The sequence below is a fragment of the Pseudocitrobacter sp. 2023LY-00077 genome, assembly GCF_055796175.1.
The window spans coordinates 64,068-87,926 of the sequence record NZ_JBSPEI010000019.1 but is presented as its reverse complement, the minus strand read 5'-3'; the positions used below and the strand labels follow the sequence as shown (position 1 = coordinate 87,926).

Annotated in this window: 22 protein-coding genes; 11 read left to right on the top strand and 11 right to left on the bottom strand. The window is 55.7% G+C overall.

From position 1 onward, the window contains the following. The first annotated feature begins 15 nt into the window (after positions 1-15). Together pdxJ and acpS are read left to right on the top strand one after the other, a co-directional pair. On the top strand, positions 16-747 hold the full coding sequence (gene pdxJ / locus ACWWFX_RS20930; protein WP_276223672.1) for a pyridoxine 5'-phosphate synthase: 732 nt from the start codon (positions 16-18) through the stop codon (positions 745-747). Then, on the top strand, positions 747-1,127 hold the full coding sequence (acpS, locus tag ACWWFX_RS20925; RefSeq protein WP_015963397.1) for a holo-ACP synthase: 381 nt from the start codon (positions 747-749) through the stop codon (positions 1,125-1,127). The genes pdxJ and acpS overlap by 1 nt, the downstream gene beginning before the upstream one ends. Here acpS and ACWWFX_RS20920 read toward each other — a convergent pair. Together ACWWFX_RS20920 and ACWWFX_RS20915 are read right to left on the bottom strand one after the other, a co-directional pair. Continuing rightward, positions 1,124-1,384: a YfhL family 4Fe-4S dicluster ferredoxin gene (locus tag ACWWFX_RS20920; protein ID WP_327621903.1), complete on the bottom strand. Its 261-nt coding sequence runs from the start codon at positions 1,382-1,384 to the stop codon at positions 1,124-1,126. The two genes, acpS and ACWWFX_RS20920, sit on opposite strands and share 4 nt — an antisense overlap. Positions 1,385-1,469: 85 nt before the next feature. Further along, the gene (locus ACWWFX_RS20915) at positions 1,470-2,318 is read right to left on the bottom strand and encodes a MurR/RpiR family transcriptional regulator (protein WP_015963399.1); all 849 of its coding nucleotides are present in this window, start codon (positions 2,316-2,318) and stop codon (positions 1,470-1,472) included. 229 nt (positions 2,319-2,547) lie between these two features. On the opposite strand from ACWWFX_RS20915, the gene yfhb reads away from it, so the two are divergent. Together yfhb and tadA are read left to right on the top strand one after the other, a co-directional pair. Continuing rightward, the gene (gene yfhb, locus ACWWFX_RS20910; protein WP_456146211.1) at positions 2,548-3,183 is read left to right on the top strand and encodes a phosphatidylglycerophosphatase C; all 636 of its coding nucleotides are present in this window, start codon (positions 2,548-2,550) and stop codon (positions 3,181-3,183) included. 27 nt (positions 3,184-3,210) lie between these two features. Further along, the gene (gene tadA / locus ACWWFX_RS20905; protein WP_071843480.1) at positions 3,211-3,750 is read left to right on the top strand and encodes a tRNA adenosine(34) deaminase TadA; all 540 of its coding nucleotides are present in this window, start codon (positions 3,211-3,213) and stop codon (positions 3,748-3,750) included. On the opposite strand, the gene mltF is transcribed toward tadA, so the two are convergent. Continuing rightward, positions 3,744-5,300 (bottom strand): membrane-bound lytic murein transglycosylase MltF, encoded by a 1,557-nt coding sequence (gene mltF, locus ACWWFX_RS20900; RefSeq protein ID WP_473224693.1) that lies wholly within the window; start codon positions 5,298-5,300, stop codon positions 3,744-3,746. The genes tadA and mltF overlap by 7 nt on opposite strands. 256 nt (positions 5,301-5,556) lie before the next feature. Between mltF and purL the strand changes: the two genes are divergently transcribed. The 5 genes from purL (at position 5,557) to glnB (ending at position 13,919) form a co-directional block, all read left to right on the top strand. After that, positions 5,557-9,444, top strand: coding sequence for a phosphoribosylformylglycinamidine synthase (purL, locus tag ACWWFX_RS20895; RefSeq protein WP_473224692.1), 3,888 nt, complete (start codon positions 5,557-5,559; stop codon positions 9,442-9,444). A 624-nt stretch (positions 9,445-10,068) separates the two neighbouring features. Next, positions 10,069-11,460 carry a two component system sensor histidine kinase QseE/GlrK gene (gene qseE / locus ACWWFX_RS20890; RefSeq protein ID WP_473224698.1) on the top strand — a complete coding sequence of 464 codons (1,392 nt, stop codon included), beginning with the start codon at positions 10,069-10,071 and terminating at the stop codon, positions 11,458-11,460. Beyond that, positions 11,457-12,179, top strand: a complete 723-nt coding sequence (gene qseG / locus ACWWFX_RS20885; RefSeq protein ID WP_473224691.1) for a two-component system QseEF-associated lipoprotein QseG — start codon at positions 11,457-11,459, stop codon at positions 12,177-12,179. The genes qseE and qseG overlap by 4 nt, the downstream gene beginning before the upstream one ends. After that, positions 12,176-13,513, top strand: coding sequence for a two-component system response regulator GlrR (gene glrR / locus ACWWFX_RS20880; RefSeq protein WP_149464817.1), 1,338 nt, complete (start codon positions 12,176-12,178; stop codon positions 13,511-13,513). Before qseG ends, glrR begins: the two co-directional genes overlap by 4 nt. 67 nt (positions 13,514-13,580) lie before the next feature. Next, positions 13,581-13,919 carry a nitrogen regulatory protein P-II gene (gene glnB / locus ACWWFX_RS20875; protein ID WP_003860685.1) on the top strand — a complete coding sequence of 113 codons (339 nt, stop codon included), beginning with the start codon at positions 13,581-13,583 and terminating at the stop codon, positions 13,917-13,919. Positions 13,920-14,039: 120 nt separating this feature from the next. On the opposite strand, the gene hmpA is transcribed toward glnB, so the two are convergent. After that, positions 14,040-15,230 (bottom strand): NO-inducible flavohemoprotein, encoded by a 1,191-nt coding sequence (hmpA, locus tag ACWWFX_RS20870; RefSeq protein ID WP_473224690.1) that lies wholly within the window; start codon positions 15,228-15,230, stop codon positions 14,040-14,042. A gap of 315 nt (positions 15,231-15,545) precedes the next feature. Between hmpA and glyA the strand changes: the two genes are divergently transcribed. Further along, on the top strand, positions 15,546-16,799 hold the full coding sequence (gene glyA / locus ACWWFX_RS20865; RefSeq protein WP_015963408.1) for a serine hydroxymethyltransferase: 1,254 nt from the start codon (positions 15,546-15,548) through the stop codon (positions 16,797-16,799). 102 nt (positions 16,800-16,901) lie between these two features. Here glyA and ACWWFX_RS20860 read toward each other — a convergent pair whose 3' ends face one another. From ACWWFX_RS20860 to hcaE, 6 genes are all read right to left on the bottom strand, one after another. Beyond that, a complete protein-coding gene (locus ACWWFX_RS20860) occupies positions 16,902-17,324 on the bottom strand; it encodes a DoxX family protein (protein WP_276219364.1) in 423 nt (140 codons plus the stop codon). 86 nt (positions 17,325-17,410) lie between these two features. Continuing rightward, the gene (gene hcaD / locus ACWWFX_RS20855; protein ID WP_473224689.1) at positions 17,411-18,613 is read right to left on the bottom strand and encodes a phenylpropionate dioxygenase ferredoxin reductase subunit; all 1,203 of its coding nucleotides are present in this window, start codon (positions 18,611-18,613) and stop codon (positions 17,411-17,413) included. A gap of 9 nt (positions 18,614-18,622) precedes the next feature. Then, entirely contained in the window at positions 18,623-19,435 is an 813-nt protein-coding gene (gene hcaB / locus ACWWFX_RS20850; RefSeq protein ID WP_473224688.1) for a 3-phenylpropionate-dihydrodiol/cinnamic acid-dihydrodiol dehydrogenase, read from the bottom strand. Next, entirely contained in the window at positions 19,432-19,752 is a 321-nt protein-coding gene (hcaC, locus tag ACWWFX_RS20845; RefSeq protein ID WP_276219370.1) for a 3-phenylpropionate/cinnamic acid dioxygenase ferredoxin subunit, read from the bottom strand. Before hcaC ends, hcaB begins: the two co-directional genes overlap by 4 nt. Further along, positions 19,752-20,270: a 3-phenylpropionate/cinnamic acid dioxygenase subunit beta gene (gene hcaF, locus ACWWFX_RS20840; RefSeq protein WP_456146206.1), complete on the bottom strand. Its 519-nt coding sequence runs from the start codon at positions 20,268-20,270 to the stop codon at positions 19,752-19,754. The genes hcaC and hcaF overlap by 1 nt, the downstream gene beginning before the upstream one ends. After that, the gene (gene hcaE, locus ACWWFX_RS20835; RefSeq protein WP_231826503.1) at positions 20,267-21,628 is read right to left on the bottom strand and encodes a 3-phenylpropionate/cinnamic acid dioxygenase subunit alpha; all 1,362 of its coding nucleotides are present in this window, start codon (positions 21,626-21,628) and stop codon (positions 20,267-20,269) included. The genes hcaF and hcaE overlap by 4 nt, the downstream gene beginning before the upstream one ends. A 133-nt stretch (positions 21,629-21,761) precedes the next feature. On the opposite strand from hcaE, the gene hcaR reads away from it, so the two are divergent. Beyond that, positions 21,762-22,646: a DNA-binding transcriptional regulator HcaR gene (hcaR, locus tag ACWWFX_RS20830; protein ID WP_473224687.1), complete on the top strand. Its 885-nt coding sequence runs from the start codon at positions 21,762-21,764 to the stop codon at positions 22,644-22,646. On the opposite strand, the gene ACWWFX_RS20825 is transcribed toward hcaR, so the two are convergent. After that, a complete protein-coding gene (locus tag ACWWFX_RS20825; RefSeq protein ID WP_473224686.1) occupies positions 22,638-23,849 on the bottom strand; it encodes an ROK family protein in 1,212 nt (403 codons plus the stop codon). The two genes, hcaR and ACWWFX_RS20825, sit on opposite strands and share 9 nt — an antisense overlap. Between the last annotated feature and the right edge of the window lie 10 nt (positions 23,850-23,859).

The following is a 23,859-nucleotide window of genomic DNA, read 5'->3' as shown; positions in this document are numbered from 1 at the left end:
AAACCGAGGATTGTCATGGCTGAATTACTGTTAGGCGTCAATATTGACCACATTGCCACCCTGCGTAACGCGCGCGGCACAGCGTATCCGGACCCGGTTCAGGCGGCATTCATCGCCGAACAGGCGGGCGCGGACGGCATCACCGTTCATCTGCGTGAAGACCGTCGTCACATCACCGACCGCGACGTGCGTATTCTGCGTCAGACGCTCGACACGCGCATGAATCTGGAGATGGCGGTTACCGAAGAGATGCTGAACATTGCCGTCGACACCAAACCACATTTCTGCTGCCTGGTGCCGGAAAAGCGTCAGGAAGTGACCACCGAAGGCGGTCTCGACGTTGCTGGTCAGCGTGACAAAATGCGCGATGCCTGCAAACGCCTCGCCGACGCAGGTATTCTGGTATCCCTGTTTATCGATGCTGATAACGAGCAGATTAAAGCCGCGGCAGAAGTGGGCGCGCCTTATATCGAAATTCACACGGGTTGCTATGCCGATGCTCAAACCGACGCAGAGCAGGCTAAAGAACTGGAGCGTATCGCTCACGCCGCAACTTATGCCGCAAGCCTGGGGCTGAAAGTCAATGCCGGGCATGGCCTGACTTATCACAACGTGAAAGCTATCGCGGCGCTGCCAGAAATGCACGAACTGAATATCGGCCACGCCATTATTGGCCGCGCGGTGATGACCGGTCTGAAAGATGCCGTTGCCGAAATGAAACGCCTGATGCTGGAAGCGCGCAAATAATGGCGATTCTTGGGCTCGGAACAGACATTGTCGAAATTACGCGTATCGAAGAGGTGATAGCCCGCAGCGGCGATCGCCTCGCCCGACGCGTACTCACTGACAATGAGTGGGCTATCTGGGAAACGCATCAGCAGCCGGTGCGTTTTCTGGCCAAGCGTTTCGCGGTGAAGGAAGCAGCGGCAAAAGCCTTCGGCACCGGCATCCGTAATGGCCTGGCGTTTAACCAGTTTGAAGTGTACAACGACGAAATGGGTAAACCGAAACTGCGTCTGTGGGGCGAAGCGCAGAAGCTGGCGGAAAAACTGGGCGTGGCGCACATGCACGTCACCCTGGCGGATGAACGTCGCTACGCCTGCGCGACGGTCATTCTGGAAAGCTAGATTTTGTCGGCGTGATGCATCGTCACGAATTTATCCCACAGCTGTTCTTCGCTCTCAACGTGTGCCGGATCTTTTAGAATCGTATTCGGGATCGGGCACACTTTCTGACAGGTTGGCGTCTCGTAATGGCCGATGCACTCGGTGCAGCGATCGCTATTGATCTCATAGATGCTATCACCCATCGAAATGGCTTCGTTCGGACACTCCGGTTCGCACATATCGCAGTTGATGCATTTTTTGGTGATTAACAACGCCATCAGGAAACTCTCAGAAACAACCTATTCGGGCCGCGCATTATACGCGCATTTTCTGCGCAGACCATACTTTTTCCGGGGTAATCCGCTACACCAGCTTCTTCACCAGCGCTTCACTATGACGAATGCGATCCGGCGCGTTTTCCAGATCCTGCTGCACCAGCCCCATAAACAGCACATCCGCCAGCATCATCTGTGCGCTGGTTGAGGAAATCGCTGCGCTGCGCGTGGCCTGTTCTTCCGCAATGGTATAAAGGCAGTGCGTGGCGCGCTGCTGGAGCGCATTGGGTGAAAATCCGGTGATGGCGAGAATTTTGCCACCCGCGCGCAGGGTTTCATCCGCCGCCAGGTTTATCTCGCGGCGCTCGCCGGAGTAGGAGATAGCTAACAGCAGGTCGCCTTCGCTTAGCGCCTGAACGCTGGCGAGCAGGGCGTGCATATCCAGCTCCGCGACGGCGTTAAGGCCAATCTTCATCAGTTTCCAGCTAAAGTTGCGCGCCACCAGGCCCGAGGCACCAATCCCGGTCAGCACGATGCGCCGTGCGCCGCGCAGCATATTCACCGCCTCCAGCAGTTTCTCTTCGTCGTTAACGTCGAGTGAGGCATGCATCGCGGCAACGTTGTCTTTGATGAGCTTTTCACCCACCAGACGCAGCGGATCGTCACCGCGAATCTGGTTGTGTACCGGAATAGAGTGCGGATTCGGATTGCTGGCCAGCGCTTCGCTTAGCGCCAGTTTCAGGGCCGGAAAACCTTTAAAGCCCAGCTTTTGCGCGAACTTCACCACGCTGGACTGGCTGACACCCGACTGGCTCGCCAGCTGCTGTGAGCTGAGATGACGCGCCAGGTCAGGCTGCGCCAGGATAAAATCGGCCAGTTTTTTATCACTTTGCGCCAGATGCGGATATCGCTGGCGAATACGGATTAAACAATTCATACGCTCCTCAAGGGCAAAATTACGCTACCTCTCCCGACAACAATTCTGCTCGCCTGAAAGAATTATTATTCGATTATAACGGAATAACCTGAATTAAATATTCCACCTGGCGCAAAATATTGAACACTTTTTGCATCTCGCCGTTGAGGTGATGTTTCCAGAAATCACCCGCGCTATCTGTTACGCTTGTAATGAGTTAACGGAAATTCATCGCTTAAAGGAGTCTGGTTTGGCAAACGACCCCCGTCGAGTTATTTTTTTCGACCTGGATGGCACGCTGCATCAGCAGGATATGTTCGGCACGTTTCTGCGCTATCTGCTGCGGAGACTGCCGCTTAATGCGTTGCTGGTGCTGCCTCTGCTGCCGATTATTGGTATCGCGCTGCTGGTAAAAGGGCGCGCTGCGCGCTGGCCAATGAGTTTGCTGCTGTGGGGTTGTACCTTTGGACACAGCGAAGCCAAACTGCGCGCGCTGGAAGCGGATTTTGCCACGTGGTTTCGCGCAAATGTGGTGACTTTCCCGGTGGTGCACAAGCGCCTGACCGAATACCTCATCAGCACCGATGCGGATGTATGGCTGATTACCGGCTCGCCGCAGTCGCTGGTGGAGAAAGTCTATTTTGATACGCCCTGGCTGCCGCGCGTGAATCTCATCGCCAGTCAGATAACGCGGGCTCATGGCGGCTGGGTGCTGTCGCTGCGCTGCCTGGGGCATGAAAAAGTGGTGCAACTGGAACGCAAAATCGGTACGCCGCTGCGTCTGTTTAGCGGTTACAGCGACAGCAAACAGGATAACCCGCTGCTCTATTTTTGCCAGCATCGCTGGCGGGTAACGCCGCGCGGTGAACTTCAGCGGCTGGAATAGTGGGTAATCTTATTCTCTCTATGTATAATGCGCCCCGATTTATCATCTGGAGTGCCCACTTTGTCCGACAATGAATTCAACCATGAATACTGGATGCGCCATGCGCTTACGCTTGCGCAGCGCGCCTGGGATGAAGGAGAAGTGCCGGTTGGCGCGGTGCTGGTGCTCGATAATCAGGTGATTGGCGAAGGCTGGAATCGCCCGATTGGTCGTCACGATCCGACGGCTCACGCCGAAATTATGGCGCTGCGTCAGGGCGGCATGGTGCTGCAAAACTACCGCCTGATTAACGCCACGCTGTACGTTACGCTGGAACCGTGTGTGATGTGTGCAGGCGCAATGGTGCATAGCCGCATTGGACACGTCGTGTTTGGCGCGCGCGACGCCAAAACTGGCGCTGCCGGGTCGTTAATGGATGTCCTGCATCATCCGGGAATGAATCACCGTGTCGAGGTCACCGAAGGTGTATTGCGCGAACAATGCGCCGGTATGCTGAGTGATTTTTTCCGCGAACGCCGCGAACAAATCAAGGCACTGCGCAAAGCGCAGAAAGCTGAAAATCAATGATGAGTATGTGCGGCGTCGACCAGTTCGCTTGACGTCGATCCCTGCACGCTGTGCAGATAATCGCGTGGCGACAGGGAAATAAACGGTAAGAAGTCAGCATTGTTGCGGTTCAGTTCGTCCATCGTTACCGCCGGATAATCGGCGGCAATCGCCATCTCCTGGGCCACTTTCTTCTCTTTCTCCGCCAGATACCCCACCAGGCTAATTTGATACTTACGGATGTTTTCGACATAGGCGTAGGCCTCATGTCCACGCGCATATCCGTAAGTGAGCTTGCTGTAATAAGGTTTCTGGCTCAGCAGCGGCAGACGCTGTTTTACATCCGTCCAGCTGTCCGGGTTGCCTTTCTGCTTCACCGTTAATGCACGGGCATCAAGCATATGCGCGTAACCCATATTATAAGCGGCGAGGGCAAACCAGATTTTCTCATCCTGTGGCACCGTATCCGGCACTTTCTCCATCATATCCAGCAGATATCGCATGCCGCCGCCAATGCTTTGTTCCGCATCGGTACGATCCGTCAGACCCAGACTTTGGGCCGTATTCTTGGTGAGCATCATCAGGCCGCGCACGCCGGTGGGGGAGGTTGCCAGCGCGTCCCAGTGCGACTCCTGATACGAGATAGCCGCCAGCAGTCGCCAGTCTATCTCTTTTGCGTGTTTCTCAAACAGCGGCTGAAGGTCAGGCAACACGCTATCGACGGCGCGCAGGAAGGAGCGCGTATCGACATAATCGAAATCGCCACCGTGCCCCAGATATTTCTCTTCCAGGCGGGCGAGGGTGCCGTCTTCATTTATGCTGTTGAAATAGTCGAGCATCGCGGCGGAAAGCGTGTCGTCTTCGTCGTTAACGCTAAACCAGGTTACCGGCTGCTCGTCGGTGATATCAAGCGCCACGGCCAGTTCAGGATGCACGCGCTGGAACAGACTGATCGCCACCGAGTCTGCGATGGTGTAACTCAGGCGGCCCGCCAGCACTTCTTCCATTAAGGCTTCGCTGCTGCGCTTTTCATCCACTTGCCAGCTGATATCGGGATACTTCGTCTCTTTCAGTGACTGAAGGTCGTTGATCACCGCATGTCCTGGCGCAATGGAAAGATTCTCGGCGTTCAGTTCTCCCAATGAGCGCGGGCGATAGCTGCCGACGCGATACACCACCTGCTGAGAAACGGAATAGTAGGCCGGGCCTGCGTGGTAGTTTTTGACGCGCTCGCTGTTATAAACCAGGCCCGCGGCCAGCAGGTCTGCTTTGCCGTTGTCGAGATCGTCAAACAGTTCGCTGATGTTCTGCCGCACGGTCACCTTCAGTTTTACGCCAAGGTAATCGGCAAACTGTTCAGCAAGGGCGTAGTCGAGCCCGTACTCTTTATTATCAACGCGAGAGTAGGTTAAAGGTGACACGATGGTACTGACGCGAAGTTCCCCCCGCGCCTGAATGGCGGCAATGCGATTGGCCGGTTGGTTGATCCATGTAATGGAGGGCCAAAGGGCTGCTGCTAACAGCAGTGCGACGATGCCGATCAGCAGATAATTAATCTTTAATTTTTTCAAATAGTTAATTCTCTGCGCTAACAAAATCACTGTGTGCAGTGACCATAAGAAGACTATGGTTTGGAACAGAATGAGCGGCATTTTGCTTAAGATTGCGCCAGTTGGCAACTAATTCGAGAGATACGTCACATCTATTGGTAAAAGCAGGAAGTGATTTTATTTCTACGCAAACGGTTTCGTCAGGGCGCAGGATTATCTATAATAGCGCCCGTTTTCCCCCCTTGCGCACACTGAAAGCTTAGAAGACGAGAGACTTATGATGGAAATTCTGCGTGGTTCGCCTGCACTGTCTGCATTTCGTATTAACAAACTGCTGACGCGTTTTCAGGCAGCCAACCTCCCGGTAAGCAATATTTACGCTGAGTATGTCCATTTTGCCGATCTGGATGCTCCGCTTCACGACGAAGAGCGCGCCAGACTTGAACGTCTGTTAAAGTATGGCCCGAGTCTCAGCAGCCATACGCCATCCGGTAAATTACTGCTCGTGACTCCCCGCCCTGGCACCATCTCCCCCTGGTCTTCAAAAGCAACCGACATCGCCCACAACTGCGGCCTGACTCAGGTTCTGCGCCTGGAACGCGGTGTGGCCTGGTATGTGGAAGCCTCTACGCTTACGGCGGAGCAGTGGCGTGAAGTGGCGGCGACGCTGCACGATCGCATGATGGAAAGCGTATTTGACTCGCTGCAGGATGCGGAAAAACTATTTGCTCATCATCAACCTGCACCGGTATCCAGCGTGGATCTGTTGGGCGAGGGGCGTCAGGCGCTCATTGACGCTAACCTGCGTCTGGGGCTGGCGCTGGCGGATGATGAAATCGACTATCTGCAGGATGCCTTCACTAAGCTTGGGCGTAACCCGAACGATATCGAACTCTATATGTTTGCGCAGGCTAACTCTGAGCACTGCCGACACAAAATTTTCAACGCCGACTGGATTATCGACGGTGAGCAGCAGCCGAAATCGCTGTTCAGGATGATCAAAAACACCTTTGAAACCACGCCGGATCACGTGCTGTCTGCTTATAAAGATAACGCAGCCGTCATGGAAGGGTCTGAAGTGGGGCGCTATTTTGCCGACCACGAAACAGGTCGCTATGATTTCCACCAGGAGCCTGCGCACATCCTGATGAAAGTCGAAACCCACAACCACCCAACGGCGATTTCTCCGTGGCCGGGCGCGGCAACCGGTTCCGGCGGTGAAATTCGTGATGAAGGCGCCACCGGGCGCGGCGCAAAACCGAAGGCGGGTCTGGTCGGTTTTTCCGTTTCTAACCTGCGTATTCCGGGCTTTGAACAGCCGTGGGAAGAAGATTTCGGCAAGCCGGAGCGCATTGTCACCGCGCTGGATATCATGACCGATGGCCCACTGGGCGGCGCGGCGTTTAACAACGAATTTGGTCGCCCGGCCCTGAACGGCTACTTCCGTACCTATGAAGAGAAAGTAAACAGCCACAACGGTGAAGAGCTGCGCGGTTATCACAAACCGATCATGCTGGCAGGCGGGATCGGCAACATCCGCGCCGATCACGTGCAGAAAGGCGAGATCACCGTGGGCGCGAAGCTGGTCGTCCTCGGTGGCCCGGCGATGAATATCGGCCTTGGCGGCGGCGCAGCCTCTTCCATGGCATCCGGCCAGTCTGACGCGGATCTCGATTTCGCCTCCGTCCAGCGCGATAACCCGGAAATGGAACGTCGTTGCCAGGAAGTGATCGACCGCTGCTGGCAGCTTGGCGACGCGAACCCGATCCTGTTTATCCACGACGTCGGCGCGGGCGGCCTTTCTAACGCGATGCCAGAGCTGGTGAGCGACGGTGGGCGCGGTGGTAAATTCGAACTGCGTGACATCCTGAGCGACGAGCCGGGTATGAGCCCGCTGGAAATCTGGTGTAACGAATCGCAGGAACGTTACGTGCTGGCAGTTGCGCCTGAGCAGATGCCGCTGTTCGATGAACTTTGCAAGCGTGAACGCGCGCCGTATGCGGTCATTGGCGAAGCGACTGAAGAACTGCACCTCAGCCTGAATGACAAACACTTCGACAATCAGCCTATCGACCTGCCGCTGGACGTGTTGCTGGGCAAAACGCCGAAGATGACCCGCGACGTCACCACCCTGAAAGCGAAGGGCGACGCGCTGGTTCGCGAAGGCATTACGATTGCCGATGCGGTTAACCGCATTCTGCACCTGCCGTCCGTGGCGGAAAAAACTTTCCTCGTCACCATCGGCGACCGTACCGTCACCGGCATGGTGGCTCGCGATCAGATGGTTGGCCCGTGGCAGATCCCGGTGGCTAACTGTGCGGTGACTACCGCCAGCCTCGACAGCTACTACGGTGAAGCGATGGCGATTGGTGAACGTTCTCCGGTTGCGTTGCTCGACTTCGCGGCGTCTGCCCGTCTGGCAGTCGGTGAAGCGCTGACCAACATTGCGGCAACGCAAATTGGCAATATCAAACACATCAAACTGTCGGCGAACTGGATGTCTGCTGCCGGTCATCCTGGCGAAGACGCTGGTCTGTACGAAGCGGTGAAAGCGGTTGGTGAAGAACTTTGCCCGGCGCTGGGCCTGACGATTCCGGTCGGTAAAGACTCCATGTCGATGAAAACCCGCTGGCAGGAAGGCAACGAACAGCGTGAAATGACCTCGCCGTTGTCGCTGGTGATTTCCGCGTTTGCTCGCGTGGAAGATGTGCGTCATACCATTACGCCGCAGCTTTCTACGGAAGATAACGCCCTGCTGCTGATTGACCTTGGGAAAGGCCATAACGCGCTGGGCGCCACCGCGCTGGCGCAGGTTTACCGTCAACTGGGCGACAAACCTGCCGATGTGCGTGACGTCGCGCAGTTGAAAGGCTTCTATGACGCCATTCAGGCGCTGGTGGCAGAACGTAAACTGCTGGCTTATCACGACCGTTCTGATGGCGGTCTGCTGGTGACGCTGGCGGAAATGGCCTTTGCCGGTCATTGCGGCGTTGAGGCGGATATCGCCGCGCTGGGCGATGACCGTCTGGCTGCACTGTTCAACGAAGAGCTGGGGGCGGTGATTCAGGTTCGCGCGGCTGACCGTGAGGCGGTTGAAGCGCTGCTGGCGAAACACGGCCTCGGTGATTGCGTGAACTATCTGGGCAATGCCGTAGCGGGTGACCGCTTCGTGCTGACCGCTAACGGCCAGCCGGTCTTTAGCGAAAGCCGCACCACGTTGCGTATGTGGTGGGCAGAAACTACCTGGCAGATGCAGCGTCTGCGCGATAACCCGGAAAGCGCCGATCAGGAGCATCACGCGAAAGCCAACGATAACGATCCTGGCCTGAACGTGAAGCTGACCTTTGATATCAACGACGATATCGCCGCGCCGTACATTGCGAAAGGCGCGCGTCCTCAGGTAGCGGTACTGCGTGAGCAGGGCGTCAACTCGCATGTTGAAATGGCGGCGGCGTTCCAGCGTGCGGGCTTCGATGCTATCGACGTACACATGAGCGACCTGCTGGCCGGTCGCACCGGGCTGGCGCGTTTTGATGCGCTGGTCGCCTGTGGCGGTTTCTCTTACGGGGACGTGCTGGGCGCGGGTGAGGGCTGGGCGAAGTCCATCCTGTTCAACAATCGCGTGCGCGATGAGTTCGAAACCTTCTTCCATCGTCCGCAAACGCTGGCGCTGGGCGTGTGCAACGGTTGCCAGATGATGTCTAATCTGCGCGAACTGATCCCGGGCAGCGACCTGTGGCCGCGCTTTGTGCGTAACAACTCTGACCGTTTTGAAGCGCGTTTCAGCCTGGTCGAAGTGACGCAAAGCCCATCGCTGCTGCTGCAGGGCATGGTCGGTTCGCAGATGCCGATTGCCGTTTCCCACGGTGAAGGGCGCGTGGAAGTTCGCGATGCGGCGCATCTGGCCGCGCTTGAGAGCAAGGGGCTGGTGGCGCTGCGCTACGTTGATAACTTCGGCAAGGTGACGGAAACCTATCCGGCGAACCCGAACGGTTCTCCGAACGGGATCACCGCAGTGACCAACGAAAGTGGTCGCGTCACCATTATGATGCCGCACCCGGAACGCGTCTTCCGTACCGTGGCAAACTCCTGGCACCCGGAAAACTGGGGCGAGGACGGGCCGTGGATGCGCATCTTCCGCAATGCGCGTAAGCAGTTAGGTTAAGAGACAGGGCCGCGAAAGCGGCCCTTTTTGTTGGATGACTGCAATCATTCGCATCGACGTGTAGGCCGGATAAGGCGCAGCCGCCATCCGGCGTTTGCAAGTGTCGTGAATGACAGACAATCCTTATTATAGGTGTCTCTAAATGGCGACATCTAACTCATTGATTAAAATCTATTTTATTTAACGATGCATAAAGTGTTGCTAATCAGCGACGCAAAGAACAAAAAGTAATCATTTTCTCAAAGATTGATAAAATCAATATTATCTTTAATTATCATTAAGTTAACATTTTATTTTCCATGTTGGCACACATCCTGCATTAATATACTCAGTGGCTCATTCACCCTCTTATGTCAGCCCCTTCGGGACGTGCTACATAAACTTCGAATGACGCACAACAAGGTGCCTGCCGTCCAGCTTCTGATATCTTTGCATATCAACCATCGGGCGAAACGTTGAGTTAGGCACCGCCTTATTCCAGAACAAAGCCGGGTTTCGACCCGGCTTTGTTATTTCTGCCTTTCCCCGCGTCACTTCCTCAGTTAGCATCCCTACAGGCTGATTTTTTGGGAATTCCTTGTGAAACGCGTCTCTCTTTCTCCCCGTTCGCTGCGACAGCTGGTTATGCTGGCGTTTCTGTTGATCCTCTTGCCGTTGTTGGTGCTGGCCTGGCAGGCATGGCAGAGCCTGAATGCGCTTAGCGCACAGGCGGAAAAAACTAACCGAACCACCCTGATTGACGCGCGCCGCAGCGAAGCAATGACCAACATTGCGCTGGAAATGGAGCGTAGTTATCGCCAGTACTGCGTGCTCGATGACCCGACGCTGGCGCGTGTTTACCAGAGCCAGCGTAAGCGCTACAGCGATATGCTCGACGCGCATGCGGGCGTGCTGCCCGATGAAAAACTGTATCAGGCGCTCAGGCAGGATCTTAACGATCTGGCCAAGCTACAGTGTCTCAATAGTGGCCCGGAAAAGCTGGCGGCGGCCAGGCTGGAAGCCTTTGCCAATGCCAATACCGAAATGGTTCAGGCGACGCGTACGGTAGTCTTCTCGCGCGGCCAGCAGTTGCAGCAGGAAATCGCCGAGCGCGGCCAGTTCTTTGGCTGGCAGGCGCTGGTGCTGTTCCTGGTGAGCCTGGCGATGGTGTTGCTGTTTACCCGCATGATTATCGGCCCGGTCAAAGGCATTGAGAGTATGATTAATCGCCTGGGCGAGGGGGAAACCCTCAAAGAGGGCGTCACGTTCCGTGGCCCGCGCGAACTGCGATCCGTCGGCCAACGTATCGTCTGGTTGAGCGAGCGGCTCTCCTGGCTGGAATCGCAGCGCCACCAGTTTCTGCGCCATCTCTCCCACGAACTCAAAACGCCGCTCGCCAGCATGCGTGAAGGGACTGAATTGCTGGCGGACCAGGTTGTCGGCCCACTCACGCCGGAGCAAAAAGAAGTGGTGGATATCCTTGATGATAGCAGCCGCAATTTGCAAAAGCTGATTGAACAACTGCTGGATTACAACCGCAAACTGAGCGATGGCGCGGTGCCCATGAGCCGCGTCGAGCTGGCCCCAATGGTGGAAGCCGTTGTTTCTGCGCACAGTTTGCCGGCGCGAGCTAAAATGATGCATACCCGGGTTTCTCTGGAAGCCCCGGCATGCCTGGCCGAATCGACGTTATTGATGAGTGCGCTGGATAATCTCTACTCCAATGCGGTGCACTATGGTACTGAATCCGGTAACATTTATATTCGTAGCCACGTCTCCAGCGAGCGAATCGCTATTGATGTGGCCAATACAGGGACGCCGATCCCGGATGCCGAAAAAGCAATGATTTTTGAGCCCTTTTTCCAGGGCAGTCGCCAGCGAAAAGGGGCCGTGAAGGGCAGTGGTCTGGGGTTGAGTATTGCCCGCGATTGCGTGCGCAAGATGCACGGCGAGCTTCATCTTATTGACGATAGCGCGGGCGATATCTGTTTTCGCATTGAACTCCCTGTCCCCGGGCCGGATAAAACAAACACATGACTACATATCGGGTGCATATGTCCCACTTTTTAAGTACGCGCGTCGTACAGGGCGCCCGCCGCTTCTGGCTGTCGGGCTTATCCTGTCTGGCGCTCGTTGGCTGTAGCTCTGGCCTGACGCCACATATTGGCGTCAGCGAAGAGAAAGTTCCCCACGAACAGGTGGCGGATTACCTTTCAACCACCTGTGACGAACTCTGGACGCTTGACGGAACCGTGGCGGAGAACAATCCGCTGTACTGGCTGCGCGGCATGGATTGCGCCGAACGTCTCACTCCCACGCAGGCGCGGGCGCAGGCTAACCAATTAGGCGATGAAAGCTGGTCAGATGCTTTCAAGCGTGGTGTGCTGCTGGCTAATGCGAAAATCACGCCATCCGAACGTCAACTGATCGTTTCACGCCTTGATGCCAAAAGCGCACAAATTCCAACGCGCATCCGTCCACTGTACCAGGTGTGGCGAGATAATCAGATGCTGCAACTGAAGCTGTCTGACCAGCGCACGCGTTACAGCAAGCTTCAGGAAACGAGCGATGCCGCGCTGGATGAACTGCGTCAGCAGCAGCAGGCGCTGAAGGGCGAACTTGATCTGACGACCCGTAAGCTGCAAAACCTGACCGACATTGAACGCCAGCTCTCCAGCCGTAAACCCTCGTCCGGCTTTAACCCGGACAGTACACACGGCACGGATACACCCGCTGACACAGAGGATAAGCAATGACACCACGGAAAACGGCTCGTCTGCTGCTGGTGGATGATGACCCAGGGCTGCTGAAGCTGCTGGGTATGCGTTTGACCAGCGAAGGTTATCAGGTGGATACCGCAGAAAGCGGGCAGCAGGGGCTGCGCGTGCTGGCAAAAGAGCGTATCGACCTTGTGATCAGCGATCTGCGAATGGATGAAATGGACGGTTTGCAGCTGTTCAGCGAAATTCAGAAAGTGCAGCCGGGTATGCCGGTAATTATCCTCACCGCCCACGGCTCGATTCCTGACGCGGTCGCCGCGACACAACAGGGCGTCTTTAGTTTCCTGACCAAACCGGTCGACAAAGACGCGCTGTATAAAGCTATCGATGAAGCGCTGGCGCGGACCGCTCCGGCGGTAGATGAGCGCTGGCGGGAATCGATTGTGACCCGTAGCCCAATTATGTTGCGGCTGCTGGAGCAGGCGCAGATGGTGGCGCAGTCTGACGTTAGCGTGCTGATTAATGGCCAGAGCGGCACCGGGAAAGAGATTCTGGCGCAGGCGATTCACAACGCCAGCCCGCGCAACAGCAAGCCATTTGTGGCGATAAACTGTGGCGCGCTGCCGGAACAGTTGCTGGAATCCGAACTCTTCGGCCACGCGCGCGGGGCGTTTACCGGCGCGGTAAGCAATCGGGAAGGGCTGTTTCAGGCGGCGGAAGGCGGCACGCTGTTCCTCGATGAAATTGGCGATATGCCCGCGCCGCTGCAGGTCAAACTGCTGCGTGTGTTACAGGAGCGCAAAGTCCGCCCGCTGGGCAGCAACCGCGACCTCGACATTAACGTACGGATTATCTCCGCGACTCACCGCGACCTGCCAAAAGCGATGGCGCGCGGTGAGTTTCGTGAAGATCTCTTCTATCGCCTTAACGTGGTCAACCTGAAAATTCCTACGCTTGCCGAGCGTACGGAAGACATTCCGCTGCTGGCAAACCACTTGCTGCGCCAGTCCGCCGATCGACACAAGCCGTTCGTGCGCGCGTTTTCTACCGATGCCATGAAGCGCCTGATGGCAGCCAACTGGCCAGGCAACGTGCGCCAACTGGTGAACGTGATTGAACAGTGCGTGGCGCTGACGTCGTCGCCTGTAATCAGCGATGCGCTGGTCGAACAGGCGCTGGAAGGTGAAAACACCGCGCTGCCAACCTTTGTCGAAGCGCGTAATCAGTTTGAACTCAACTACCTGCGCAAGCTGCTGCAAATCACCAAAGGGAATGTGACCCACGCCGCGAGAATGGCGGGGCGTAACCGTACGGAGTTTTACAAGCTGCTCTCGCGCCACGAACTGGACGCAAATGATTTTAAAGAGTAGCACCGTACTTTTGCGTGATTTATGATACGGTGAGCAACCGGTTACGCGACTGAAAAACAGGAACACCATGAAAAAAATTGATGCGATTATTAAACCCTTCAAACTGGATGATGTACGTGAAGCACTGGCGGAAGTCGGTATTACCGGGATGACGGTAACGGAAGTGAAAGGCTTTGGTCGTCAGAAAGGCCACACCGAGCTCTATCGCGGTGCGGAATACATGGTGGACTTCCTGCCGAAAGTCAAAATTGAAATCGTGGTCAGCGACGATATCGTCGATACCTGCGTGGATACTATTATCCGCACGGCGCAAACGGGCAAAATCGGCGACGGCAAAATCTTCGTCTTTGACGTGGCGCGCGTGATCCGTATTCGTACGGGTGAAGAGGACGACGCGGCGATTTAACGCCGTATGCCCCTCACCCTAACCCTCTCCCGCAGGGAGAGGGAATGGTTTGTGCTGGCGTCAATTCTTGCGCTGGTTTTCTCCCTCTCCCTGTGGGAGAGGGCGGGGTGAGGGCAAAAATTACAGCACCTTATGCGGCCCAAAGCACTCGTAATGAATGCTTTCCGGCTTCACGCCCAGCTCAACCAACTGCTTCGCGGCAAACTGCATAAAGCCGACCGGGCCACAGAGATAAAACTGCATTGCCGGGTCGCTGAACGCACCTTCCATCGCGCTTAAATCCATCAATCCTTCGCTGTCAAACGCGGCTGCCTGACGATCTGCCTCGGTCGGTTGGCGATACCAGGTGTGCGCGATAAAGCGCGGCAGGCTGGAACCCAGGGTTTTCACTTCGTCGGCAAAGGCATGCACATCGCCATTTTCCGCCGCGTGGAACCAGTTCACCTGCGCGGTATGGCTGGATTTCGCCAGTGTATCAAGCATTGCCAGCATTGGCGTCTGACCGACACCGGCGGAAATCAGCGTCACCGGGGTGTTGTTTTCCACGGACATAAAGAAATCGCCCGCAGGTGCCGCCAGATGCACCACATCACCGACATTCGCGGAGTTGTGCAGCCAGCTTGATACCTGGCCACCGTCTTCGCGTTTCACCGCAATACGGTAGCCTTTGCCGTCCGCTTTACGGGTTAGAGAATACTGACGAATCTCCTGATGCGGGAAGCCTTCCGGTTTCAGCCAGACCGCCAGATACTGGCCCGGCTGATAATCGGCAACCGCACCGCCGTCCACTGGTTCAAATTCAAAGCTGGTGATGAGGGCGCTACGCGGCGTTTTCGCCACGATGCGGAACGGGCGTGTGCCTTCCCAGCCGCCGGTTTTGTTGGCGTTCTGCTGGTAGATTTCTGCTTCACGGTTGATAAATACTCCCGCCAGCACGCCGTAGGCTTTCCCCCATGCGTCCAACACGTCCTGACCCGGGCTAAACATTTCGTCCAGCGTCGCTAACAGGTGCTCACCCACGATGTTGTACTGCTCAGGTTTAATCTGGAAGCTGGTGTGTTTCTGCGCGATTTTCTCGACCGCAGGCAGCAGGGCCGGCAGGTTTTCAATATTGCTGGCGTAGGCTGCAATGGCATTGAACAGCGCTTCACGCTGGTCGCCGTTGCGCTGGTTGCTCATATTGAAAATCTCTTTCAGTTCCGGGTTGTGGGTAAACATCCGGTCATAAAAGTGGGCGGTGAGTTTGGGGCCGGTTTCAACCAGCAGGGGAATAGTGGCTTTGACGGTAGCAATGGTTTGAGCATCAAGCATGGCAGGCTTCCTTTTTACAATTATCTATTGTTGCATATTGAATGCATCTTATAAAAATACCCCTGCTTTGTAAATGGTTCTTTGTAACAATGCATCATGTTGGTTACAACGTGAAGAATTTGCATCACAAACCTGAAAAGATATCCGTTGAAATTTGGCGAGCCTTTATTCCTCAAGCCCTTGTGCGGCGTGAAGGAAAACGTTTGCGTAAAATCCTTTGTCAAGACCTGTTATCGCAGAACTAATCAGTTATACTGTTGGCCGTTGTCCATCAGGGCTTAAAAAATTTACTGTTAGCTGAGTCAGGAGATGCGGATGTTAAAGCGTGAAATGAACATTGCCGATTATGATGCCGAACTGTGGCAGGCTATGGAGCAGGAAAAAGTACGTCAGGAAGAGCACATCGAACTGATCGCCTCCGAAAACTACACCAGCCCGCGCGTTATGCAGGCACAGGGTTCTCAGCTGACCAACAAATACGCTGAAGGTTATCCGGGCAAACGCTACTACGGCGGTTGCGAGTATGTGGATATCGTTGAGCAACTGGCTATCGACCGTGCGAAAGAGCTGTTTGGCGCAGACTACGCTAACGTTCAGCCGCACTCCGGTTCACAGGCTAACTTCGCGGTCTACACCGCACTGCTGCAGCCGGGCGATACCGTTCTGGGTATGAACCTGGCGCAGGGCGGTCACCTGACTCACGGCTCCCCGGTAAACTTCTCCGGTAAACTGTACAACATCATCCCTTACGGTATTGATGAGTCCGGTAAAATTGACTACGAAGACATGGCGAAGCAGGCTAAAGAGCATAAACCGAAGATGATCATCGGTGGTTTCTCTGCTTACTCCGGTATCGTTGACTGGGCAAAAATGCGTGAAATCGCTGACAGCATCGGCGCATATCTGTTCGTCGATATGGCCCACGTTGCGGGTCTGATTGCCGCGGGCGTTTATCCGAACCCGGTTCCGCACGCGCACGTTGTGACCACCACCACCCATAAAACCCTGGCGGGTCCGCGTGGCGGCCTGATCCTGGCGAAAGGCGGTGACGAAGAGCTGTACAAAAAACTGAACTCCGCTGTCTTCCCAAATGCGCAGGGCGGCCCGCTGATGCACGTGATTGCCGGTAAAGCGGTAGCACTGAAAGAAGCGATGGAACCTGAGTTCAAAGTTTACCAGCAGCAGGTTGCGAAAAACGCCAAAGCGATGGTTGAAGTGTTCCTGAACCGTGGCTACAAAGTGGTTTCCGGCGGTACTGAAAACCACCTGTTCCTGCTGGACCTGGTTGACAAAAACCTGACCGGTAAAGAAGCTGACGCCGCCCTGGGCCGCGCCAACATCACCGTCAACAAAAACAGCGTGCCGAACGATCCGAAGAGCCCGTTTGTGACCTCCGGTATCCGTATCGGTTCTCCGGCAATCACCCGCCGTGGCTTCAAAGAAGCGGAAGCGAAGGAACTGGCTGGCTGGATGTGTGACGTTCTGGACAACATCAATGATGAAGCGGTTATCGAGCGCATCAAAGGTAAAGTTCTGGATATCTGCGCACGCTTCCCGGTTTACGCATAATTCTGTTTTGCAGAATAAGAAAAGGCCGCGCAAGCGGCCTTTTTTGTGTCCATTATTTTGCCGGATGGCGGCGTAAACGCCTTATCCAGCCTACAAATTTGTTTACCGGCGATCCAGCGAAATCGCGCCCGGCCCGGTAATTGCCAGCAGCAGGAAACCGCCCGCGATACTGACGTTTTTCCAGAAGTTAATCATATTTGGCACCACCGCATCACCGGTCATATCCCAGTAATGGTGACCAATCACCGCCGTACCCAGCGTATAGAAAATAAAGATAACCGCCAGCGGGCGCGTGAAGAAGCCCAGTACAATCAGAATGGCGACTGGTACTTCCATAATGATGGCGATAATCGCCGACAGCGTTGGCACTGGCGCGCCCGAGGACGCCATATACTGAACCGTGCCCTCAAAGCCCAGCATTTTCGGATAACCGAAAAGGATAAACAGCAGAACGAGAGCGATGCGCGCGATAAGCAACATCAGCGAACGCGATGTGCCAAAGTCAAAATAACGTAGTGTGTTCATAGTCTTCCATTGTGTTAAGACGTGTTCTTAAAACGTAATACACAATGTGACACTCTGCCACGCGACGCGCCGTTATGTTTACTGACTTACAGCGACTTAAGCACCATGCTTTCATCGGTCAGCGCATCGACCGCAAGCTTTTTGCCCGACTGAATCAGCTTGCGCAGTACGCGTACTTCGCGCCCCTGATTAAGCGCCACAGCCCCAACCAGCGCCCCATCGCGCAGCTGAAACCAAATAGCTTTTCGCTCATCCGGGTTACCGCGACAGATCCAGTTTTCGCCCTGCATCTCACCCACGAATTGCAGATTATCGCTGAATTGATCGGTCCAGAACCAGCCCGGCGTGGCGACGGGAAGCGGCTGCTCCAGCATCGCTGCCGCAGCGGTTTGCGCCTGAAAGTTGGTATTTTCCCAGCTTTCAATGCGATGCAGGGAGCCGTCCGGTTGACGCGTTATCGCCACATCACCGGCGGCAAAAATTGCCGGGTCGGCAGTACTACAGCGGATATCCACTACGATACCGTTGGCCGTTTCCAGCCCGGCATCGCGGGCAAGGGTGTCATTCGCCACAATACCGATGCCGTAAATTACCGCGTCGGCCTGAAGCGGTTCGCCGCTTTGCAATGTCAGCGTTAGCATTTCGCCCACATCAACGTGCTCGATTGCGCTGTTGAGCAGCAAACGTACACCCGCCTGCTGATGGCGATGAATCAGATAATCGCGTACCGGCGGCGGGGCGTTTCGGCCCATCACGGTAGGCGCAAGCTCGACGACCGTAACCTGACAACCGCGCTGGGTGGCGCTGGCCGCCAGCTCAAGGCCAATGGTTCCCGCGCCGACAATCACCAGTGATTTACCGGCGTCCAGCACCGGGCGCAGGCGTTCAGCATCCCCGGCATGACGCAGCGTAAAGCAGCGTTCGCCCAGCGCATCCAGCATCGGCAGAGGACGCGCCGCCGCCCCGGTGGCTATCAGTAATTTCGTCCAGGGGTAGCGTTGACCGTCCGCCAGCACCACCGTTTTGGCCTGGCGGTCGAGCTGGCGGATTGTCACGCCCAGATGCAACTGCACATTATTTGCCAGCCACCAGTCGGCGGCGAGGACCGGCTGCAACTGCGGGTTATCGTCAAGCAGCATGGCTTTCGACAGCGGTGGACGTTCATAGGGCAGTTGCGGTTCATCGGAGAAAAGGTGTATTTCGCCGCCAAAACCCAGCTGGCGCAGCGAGGCAGCCGCCATTGCCGCTGCCTGACCACCACCGATAATGGCAATAATTTCGTTATTCATGGCGGCTCCTTAGAGATCGAGTCCGGCGGCAACGTGGCGAATGCCGCGAATGCCCAGGCCCGCGTCGGCGTTAATCATCACGCCACTCAATGCCCGATTATTACGCCGTGACGCCAGCATCACATACGGCCCGGTGAAGTCTGCCGGGTCGGGGAAGAATTGCAGCGGCAGAATGGCGGCGATTTTTTCCGGCGTCAGCGACTGCATAATCGAGGTATCGCTTTGCCCCAGCGCCTGCGGGCCGCGTAAATCGCTCGCCATCCCGCAAGGACCGACGCCATTGACGCGCACTTTTGGCGCGAGTTCATAGGCCAACTGGCGAATTAACCCCGTCGCCGCGTGTTTGCTGGCGGTGTACAGCGGGCCGCCGCCGCCGGGATACCAGGCAGCGTTGGAGAGCGTGAAAATAATGCTGCCTTCGCTGGCAATCAGTGCCGGGGCGCAGGCTTTCGCACCCAGCAGATAACCGAGCACGTTCACGTTAAACAACTCGTAGAAGCCGCTCTCCAGCGCGTCGGCAGGCGTGTTCACCAGCGAGGCGTTGTGATCCCAGATGCCCGCATTGCCGATAAAACAGTCCAGCTTGCCAAACTGCGTCAGCGTCTGGTCAACCGCGCGCTGGTAATCCGCGTAACAGGTGACGTTACCCTCAACCGCCAGCACATGTTCGCCAAAACGCTGGCGCAGGCTGGCAACTTTGGCGCCCGACAGTTCGAGTGTGGCAACCTTCGCCCCCTCTTCAATAAAGCGCTCGACCAGCGCCAGCCCCAGGCCGGAGCCGCCGCCGGTGATGAAAACCACCTCATCTTTTAAATCACTCATGATGCCTCCTGCGGAATATCAACAAACACTTCGTCGCCTTCCACATACACCGGATAGGTGGCAATAGCATCGGTTGCGGGCAGGCACAGCGCTTTACCGGTTTTCAGGCAGAAGCTGGCGGCATGCAACGGGCATTCCACGGTGGCATCGTCTTCCAAATACCCTTCAGACATTGACGCGTTGCCGTGGCTGCAACGGTCGTTGATGGCAAAGAATTCCCCGCCGACGTGAAACAGGGCGATAACGGGGGTCGTTTCCAGCCGGAGCGCTTCGCCCTCCGGCAGCTCCGCAGTGGAGCAGGCAAATACACGGCTCATCAGAACAATACACTCAGGTTGTGGGAGGTGATCACCGCCTGATCGAGCACGATTTCACGTGCCAGCAGACGCCACTGTTCGCCATCCAGGCGGCGCACTTTGTCAAAGCGCGTTCCGATGTAAAAGGTTTCATCACGCTCTTTTTGCGCGCGATAAAGCAAATAATTCACGCGAACGGCAAACACATCCGGCTGCTCTGTTTCGCTCACCTGGATATTGCTGATCATATGGCGCGTGCGTGACGGTGGCTCCTCGGCCCAGGCCATGCCAGTTTCCAGACGGGCGATCCGGCGCTCAAGCTGATCTTTGTTGTCGTTGAAGATCCAGGTCGTCGGCGGTTGTTTGCCTTTACGGCGATCGCGGGTTTGCGCGTTTACCGTGGTGCGCATGGTGTAGACGATCTCTTCATCAAGCTGATCCAGCCAGTCGCGGAAACGCCAGTCGTCGAGCAGGGACGCTTCCAGATAGAGAAACTGGGCGATGCGATGATGCAGTTCTAAAGAGACGGGATTGCTCATTTCATCACCTCCTGCTGGTAGGCGGCGGTTTTCTCATCCACTTCCTGCCAGGTTTCACTGGCGAGGAGATCGGCCCAGCGCTGATACATCCCGCGTGCGGCGGTTTCTGAGAAGATGTAGTTGGTAATGCCCGGAATGCCGTCTTCGCGACGTTTTTCCTGGCCCAACCCCATTTGCAGGCAGAGCTGGCTGTTACGCGCTTTGTTGCCTTTCAGCAGCTTCTGGATTTCACACCAGTTTTCCGAGTCATCTTGCTCCAGAAAGCCCGCCGGGCCGAAGGCGCGGGTGGCGCTGTTTTCAAAGGCCGCTTTCACCTCATCAGAGGCGGCTTTATCGGTGATACAGAAGGCCCATACTTCCACCTGATCCGGCCCTCGGGGGTGCCAGACGCGCAGTGTGGCGGTGCCGTTCAGCCATGAGAGGGTCGGGAAAATATTGTTATGACCAGCCAGGCGCAGGGCGCGCACTTTGCCCAGTCGTTGTTCGGCTTCGTCGTACGTTTCGCGGTAATAGCTGGAGACTGCGCCGTCCACCCATACGTTGGCGTCTGGTTTTTCGGTGAAGAAGAAGCCGCTACCGTGCCCGTCCTGGCCGAACTGTAAGGCATCTTTCGCCGTTTCCCACACCGGGCGGGCGGTCTGGCCATCGCCAAGATGTTTATCGCTGCCGTCATCTTTCGCGCCCAGCACCTGTACGGCGGAGGCGTGGCTGAAGAGAGCGTGATACTGGTCGCTGGCGAACTGCTCTGCCGGGAATTTCCAGTTGCAGTTGATCACCCATTTTTGCACGCCGCCGACGATTTCGGTACCGCCTTCCCGGCGATCCAGCATGCCGTCGAGGTACCACTTCATGTCGCCCAGATAATCCAGCAGTGGCGGGGCGGAGGTATCCCAGTTGGCAAAAATGAGCCCCTTGTAGCTTTCTACGCAGGGTACTTCGTTTAATCCCCAATGGGATTTACACAAACCCTGCGGATAGGCGCGAGGCTCCAGCGGTACATCAATCAGCTCGCCGTTAATGCCGTAAGACCAGCCGTGGTAGGGGCAGGTGAACGCTTTGGTATTGCCGCAATCGGCATAGCTCACGCGCATGGCGCGGTGACGGCACTGGTTCAAAAAGGCTTTGATGCTGCCGTCTTTCTGGCGCACGACAACGACCGCGTCTTCGCCCATATAGGTATTAAAAAAGTCGCCCGCTTTCGGGATCTGGCTTTCGTGCGCCAGAAACAGCCAGCAGCGGCCAAAAATGCGTTCAAGCTCCAGTTGATAGATGTCAGGATCGGTGTAAATGCGCGGGGTGACGCTCCCGTTGTGGGTGTCGATCAGAGAGTAGATGTCTACAGGTGTTTTCGTGGTCATATCGTTATCTCGTGGGTAAGAGGTATTGACCTTCTGGTTTTTGTGTCTTTACTATGTTGCTAATTGGTTGTTGTTATGTGAAATACTTAATTTCTACCAGCTGATACGTTTTATCTATGACAGGAAGAAGGGCATGGAACTGAGACACCTTCGCTACTTTGTGGCCGTTGCGCAGGAGCTAAACTTCACGCGCGCGGCGGAAAAACTGCATACCTCGCAGCCATCGCTCAGTAGCCAAATTCGCGACCTGGAACAGTGCGTGGGCGTCTCGCTGCTGGAAAGAGATAAACGCAAAGTCACGCTGACCACGGCGGGCGAATGCTTTCTTACCGATGCGCTGGCGATCCTTGACCAGGCGGAGCAGGCGAAAGCCCGCGCGCGCAACGCCGCGCTTCTGGGGAATCATCTGGTGATTGGTTTTGTGCCCTCGGCGGAAGTCAATTTGTTGCCGAAGGTGATGCCGCTGCTGCGCTTGCGCCAACCGGAAACGCAAATTGAACTGGTGAGCCTGATAACCACTCAGCAGGAAGAAAAATTGCGCAGCGGCGAGCTGGATGTCGGCCTGATGCGCCATCCCATCTACAACCCGGAAATTGATTATCTGGAGCTGTTCCATGAACCGCTGGCGGTGGTGATGCCCGCCACGCATCCGCTGGCGCGTGAGCGCAAAATCAGCGCGGCACAGCTGAACGGCGTCGAATTTATCAGCACCGATCCCGCTTATTCCGGCGCGTTGGCGTCGATCGTCGATAAATGGCTTACCGATCAGCAGTGTCAGCCGAAGATTGTGCAGATGGCGACCAATATTCTGGTCACCATGAATCTGGTGGGCATGGGGCTCGGCGTGTCGCTGATCCCCGGTTATATGCAGAGTTTCAACACCGGGCAGGTGGTGTTTCGTCCGCTGGCTGGCGATGCGCCGACCATTGCCCTGCTGATGGCGTGGAAAAAGGGCGAGCTGAAACCGGCGCTGCGCGATTTTATAGATATTGTGAAGACGCGGTGTGAGCTAGCCTGAACGTCGCCACGAAAGTGTGTTGAGCTGGTCTTCGGCATACAGATAGCCAATTCCTAACAGTTGCTGGGCTCGCGAAAGCGTGCCAAAACCGATATGCGTGGCCCTTGCCTGCGATGTTTCTCCTCGATCGAATGGGTTGAAGCCGGTCTGACGAATAATGGTATTCAGCCACTGTTCACCAAAGTCGCAACTGCGTCCATAAAAAATGATTTGATTAATATTCATTATATTCAGGAAGTTATAAATACTTAACCCTATTGCGTTGGCGGCAGTTTCTACCCACGCCTGAATCTGTATATTTCCTTGTTGCCACGAAGCGATAAGTGCCGCTGTCGTTAATGACTCCGGACTATGGTGAGTATCGGGCTGAAGTTTCAGCCACTGGCGAGCCTGCTTTTTGAGGGCGTTCAATGAGGCCACTGTTTCGAGACAACCGTAACGACCACAGGTACACGCGATGCCATCAGGATCCACAATAGTGTGGCCGATTTGCCCGCTGCCGTAGAGACTGCCGCGCCAGATTTGGCCGTTTATAACGAATGAGGAACCAATCCCGTAATCGACGTTAATAACGCAAAAATCATCGCGTAGTGAAGGATTTTGCCACTTTTCAGCCAGAGCCAGCATCACGCAGTCGTTATCCATGCGTACCTTAATATTGAGTTTTTCTTCAAGAAGATACTTAATTTCTATCGACTCTTTCCAGGGCGCTTGCGGCATCGTCTGTGATACCCCAGTAACGGGATCCACCTGTCCATGAATGGCCAGGGCGAGATTGATTTTTTTGGCCGGATAACGCTGATGATAACGTCGCCAGCAGGATTCTATAGCTGCCAGAAGAGCCTGCGGCGTAGGGGCGGCAATAGTCTGATACGAGACGTCTTCCTGCGGCGTTAAGCAGGCATCAGCGAGTAACGTTTCAATGCTGGTGGGGGTGATATTCATACACAGTGTCCAGTCGCCATCGACGGGAAGATGATAACTGCCACTGCTGAGCCCTCGCTGACTCAGGCTTTCAACTGAATGTGCGATTCGCCCTTCCTGAAGCAATTCATCAAGAATGTTGCTCACCGCCGGAATAGACAGCCCGGTCATTTGAGAAAGCTGAGATTTACTCAAGATTTTCTCTCGCCAGAAGCAGGCAAGAAAAACCCGCTTATTTTCCTGCCTCACTCGAGCATTATTAAAGCCTGAAAGTTGCATACACTAAACA

Excerpts from the sequence above, each read along its gene's own strand:
- pdxJ (WP_276223672.1), top strand. The coding sequence starts at position 16 with ATGGCTGAATTACTGTTAGGCGTCAATATTGACCACATTGCCACCCTG.
- acpS (WP_015963397.1), top strand. The coding sequence starts at position 747 with ATGGCGATTCTTGGGCTCGGAACAGACATTGTCGAAATTACGCGTATC.
- ACWWFX_RS20920 (WP_327621903.1), bottom strand. The coding sequence starts at position 1,384 with ATGGCGTTGTTAATCACCAAAAAATGCATCAACTGCGATATGTGCGAA.
- ACWWFX_RS20915 (WP_015963399.1), bottom strand. The coding sequence starts at position 2,318 with ATGAATTGTTTAATCCGTATTCGCCAGCGATATCCGCATCTGGCGCAA.
- tadA (WP_071843480.1), top strand. The coding sequence starts at position 3,211 with ATGCGCCCCGATTTATCATCTGGAGTGCCCACTTTGTCCGACAATGAA.
- purL (WP_473224692.1), top strand. The coding sequence starts at position 5,557 with ATGATGGAAATTCTGCGTGGTTCGCCTGCACTGTCTGCATTTCGTATT.
- qseE (WP_473224698.1), top strand. The coding sequence starts at position 10,069 with ATGCTGGCGTTTCTGTTGATCCTCTTGCCGTTGTTGGTGCTGGCCTGG.
- qseG (WP_473224691.1), top strand. The coding sequence starts at position 11,457 with ATGACTACATATCGGGTGCATATGTCCCACTTTTTAAGTACGCGCGTC.
- glrR (WP_149464817.1), top strand. The coding sequence starts at position 12,176 with ATGACACCACGGAAAACGGCTCGTCTGCTGCTGGTGGATGATGACCCA.
- glnB (WP_003860685.1), top strand. The coding sequence starts at position 13,581 with ATGAAAAAAATTGATGCGATTATTAAACCCTTCAAACTGGATGATGTA.
- hmpA (WP_473224690.1), bottom strand. The coding sequence starts at position 15,230 with ATGCTTGATGCTCAAACCATTGCTACCGTCAAAGCCACTATTCCCCTG.
- glyA (WP_015963408.1), top strand. The coding sequence starts at position 15,546 with ATGTTAAAGCGTGAAATGAACATTGCCGATTATGATGCCGAACTGTGG.
- ACWWFX_RS20860 (WP_276219364.1), bottom strand. The coding sequence starts at position 17,324 with ATGAACACACTACGTTATTTTGACTTTGGCACATCGCGTTCGCTGATG.
- hcaD (WP_473224689.1), bottom strand. The coding sequence starts at position 18,613 with ATGAATAACGAAATTATTGCCATTATCGGTGGTGGTCAGGCAGCGGCA.
- hcaB (WP_473224688.1), bottom strand. The coding sequence starts at position 19,435 with ATGAGTGATTTAAAAGATGAGGTGGTTTTCATCACCGGCGGCGGCTCC.
- hcaC (WP_276219370.1), bottom strand. The coding sequence starts at position 19,752 with ATGAGCCGTGTATTTGCCTGCTCCACTGCGGAGCTGCCGGAGGGCGAA.
- hcaF (WP_456146206.1), bottom strand. The coding sequence starts at position 20,270 with ATGAGCAATCCCGTCTCTTTAGAACTGCATCATCGCATCGCCCAGTTT.
- hcaE (WP_231826503.1), bottom strand. The coding sequence starts at position 21,628 with ATGACCACGAAAACACCTGTAGACATCTACTCTCTGATCGACACCCAC.
- hcaR (WP_473224687.1), top strand. The coding sequence starts at position 21,762 with ATGGAACTGAGACACCTTCGCTACTTTGTGGCCGTTGCGCAGGAGCTA.
- ACWWFX_RS20825 (WP_473224686.1), bottom strand. The coding sequence starts at position 23,849 with ATGCAACTTTCAGGCTTTAATAATGCTCGAGTGAGGCAGGAAAATAAG.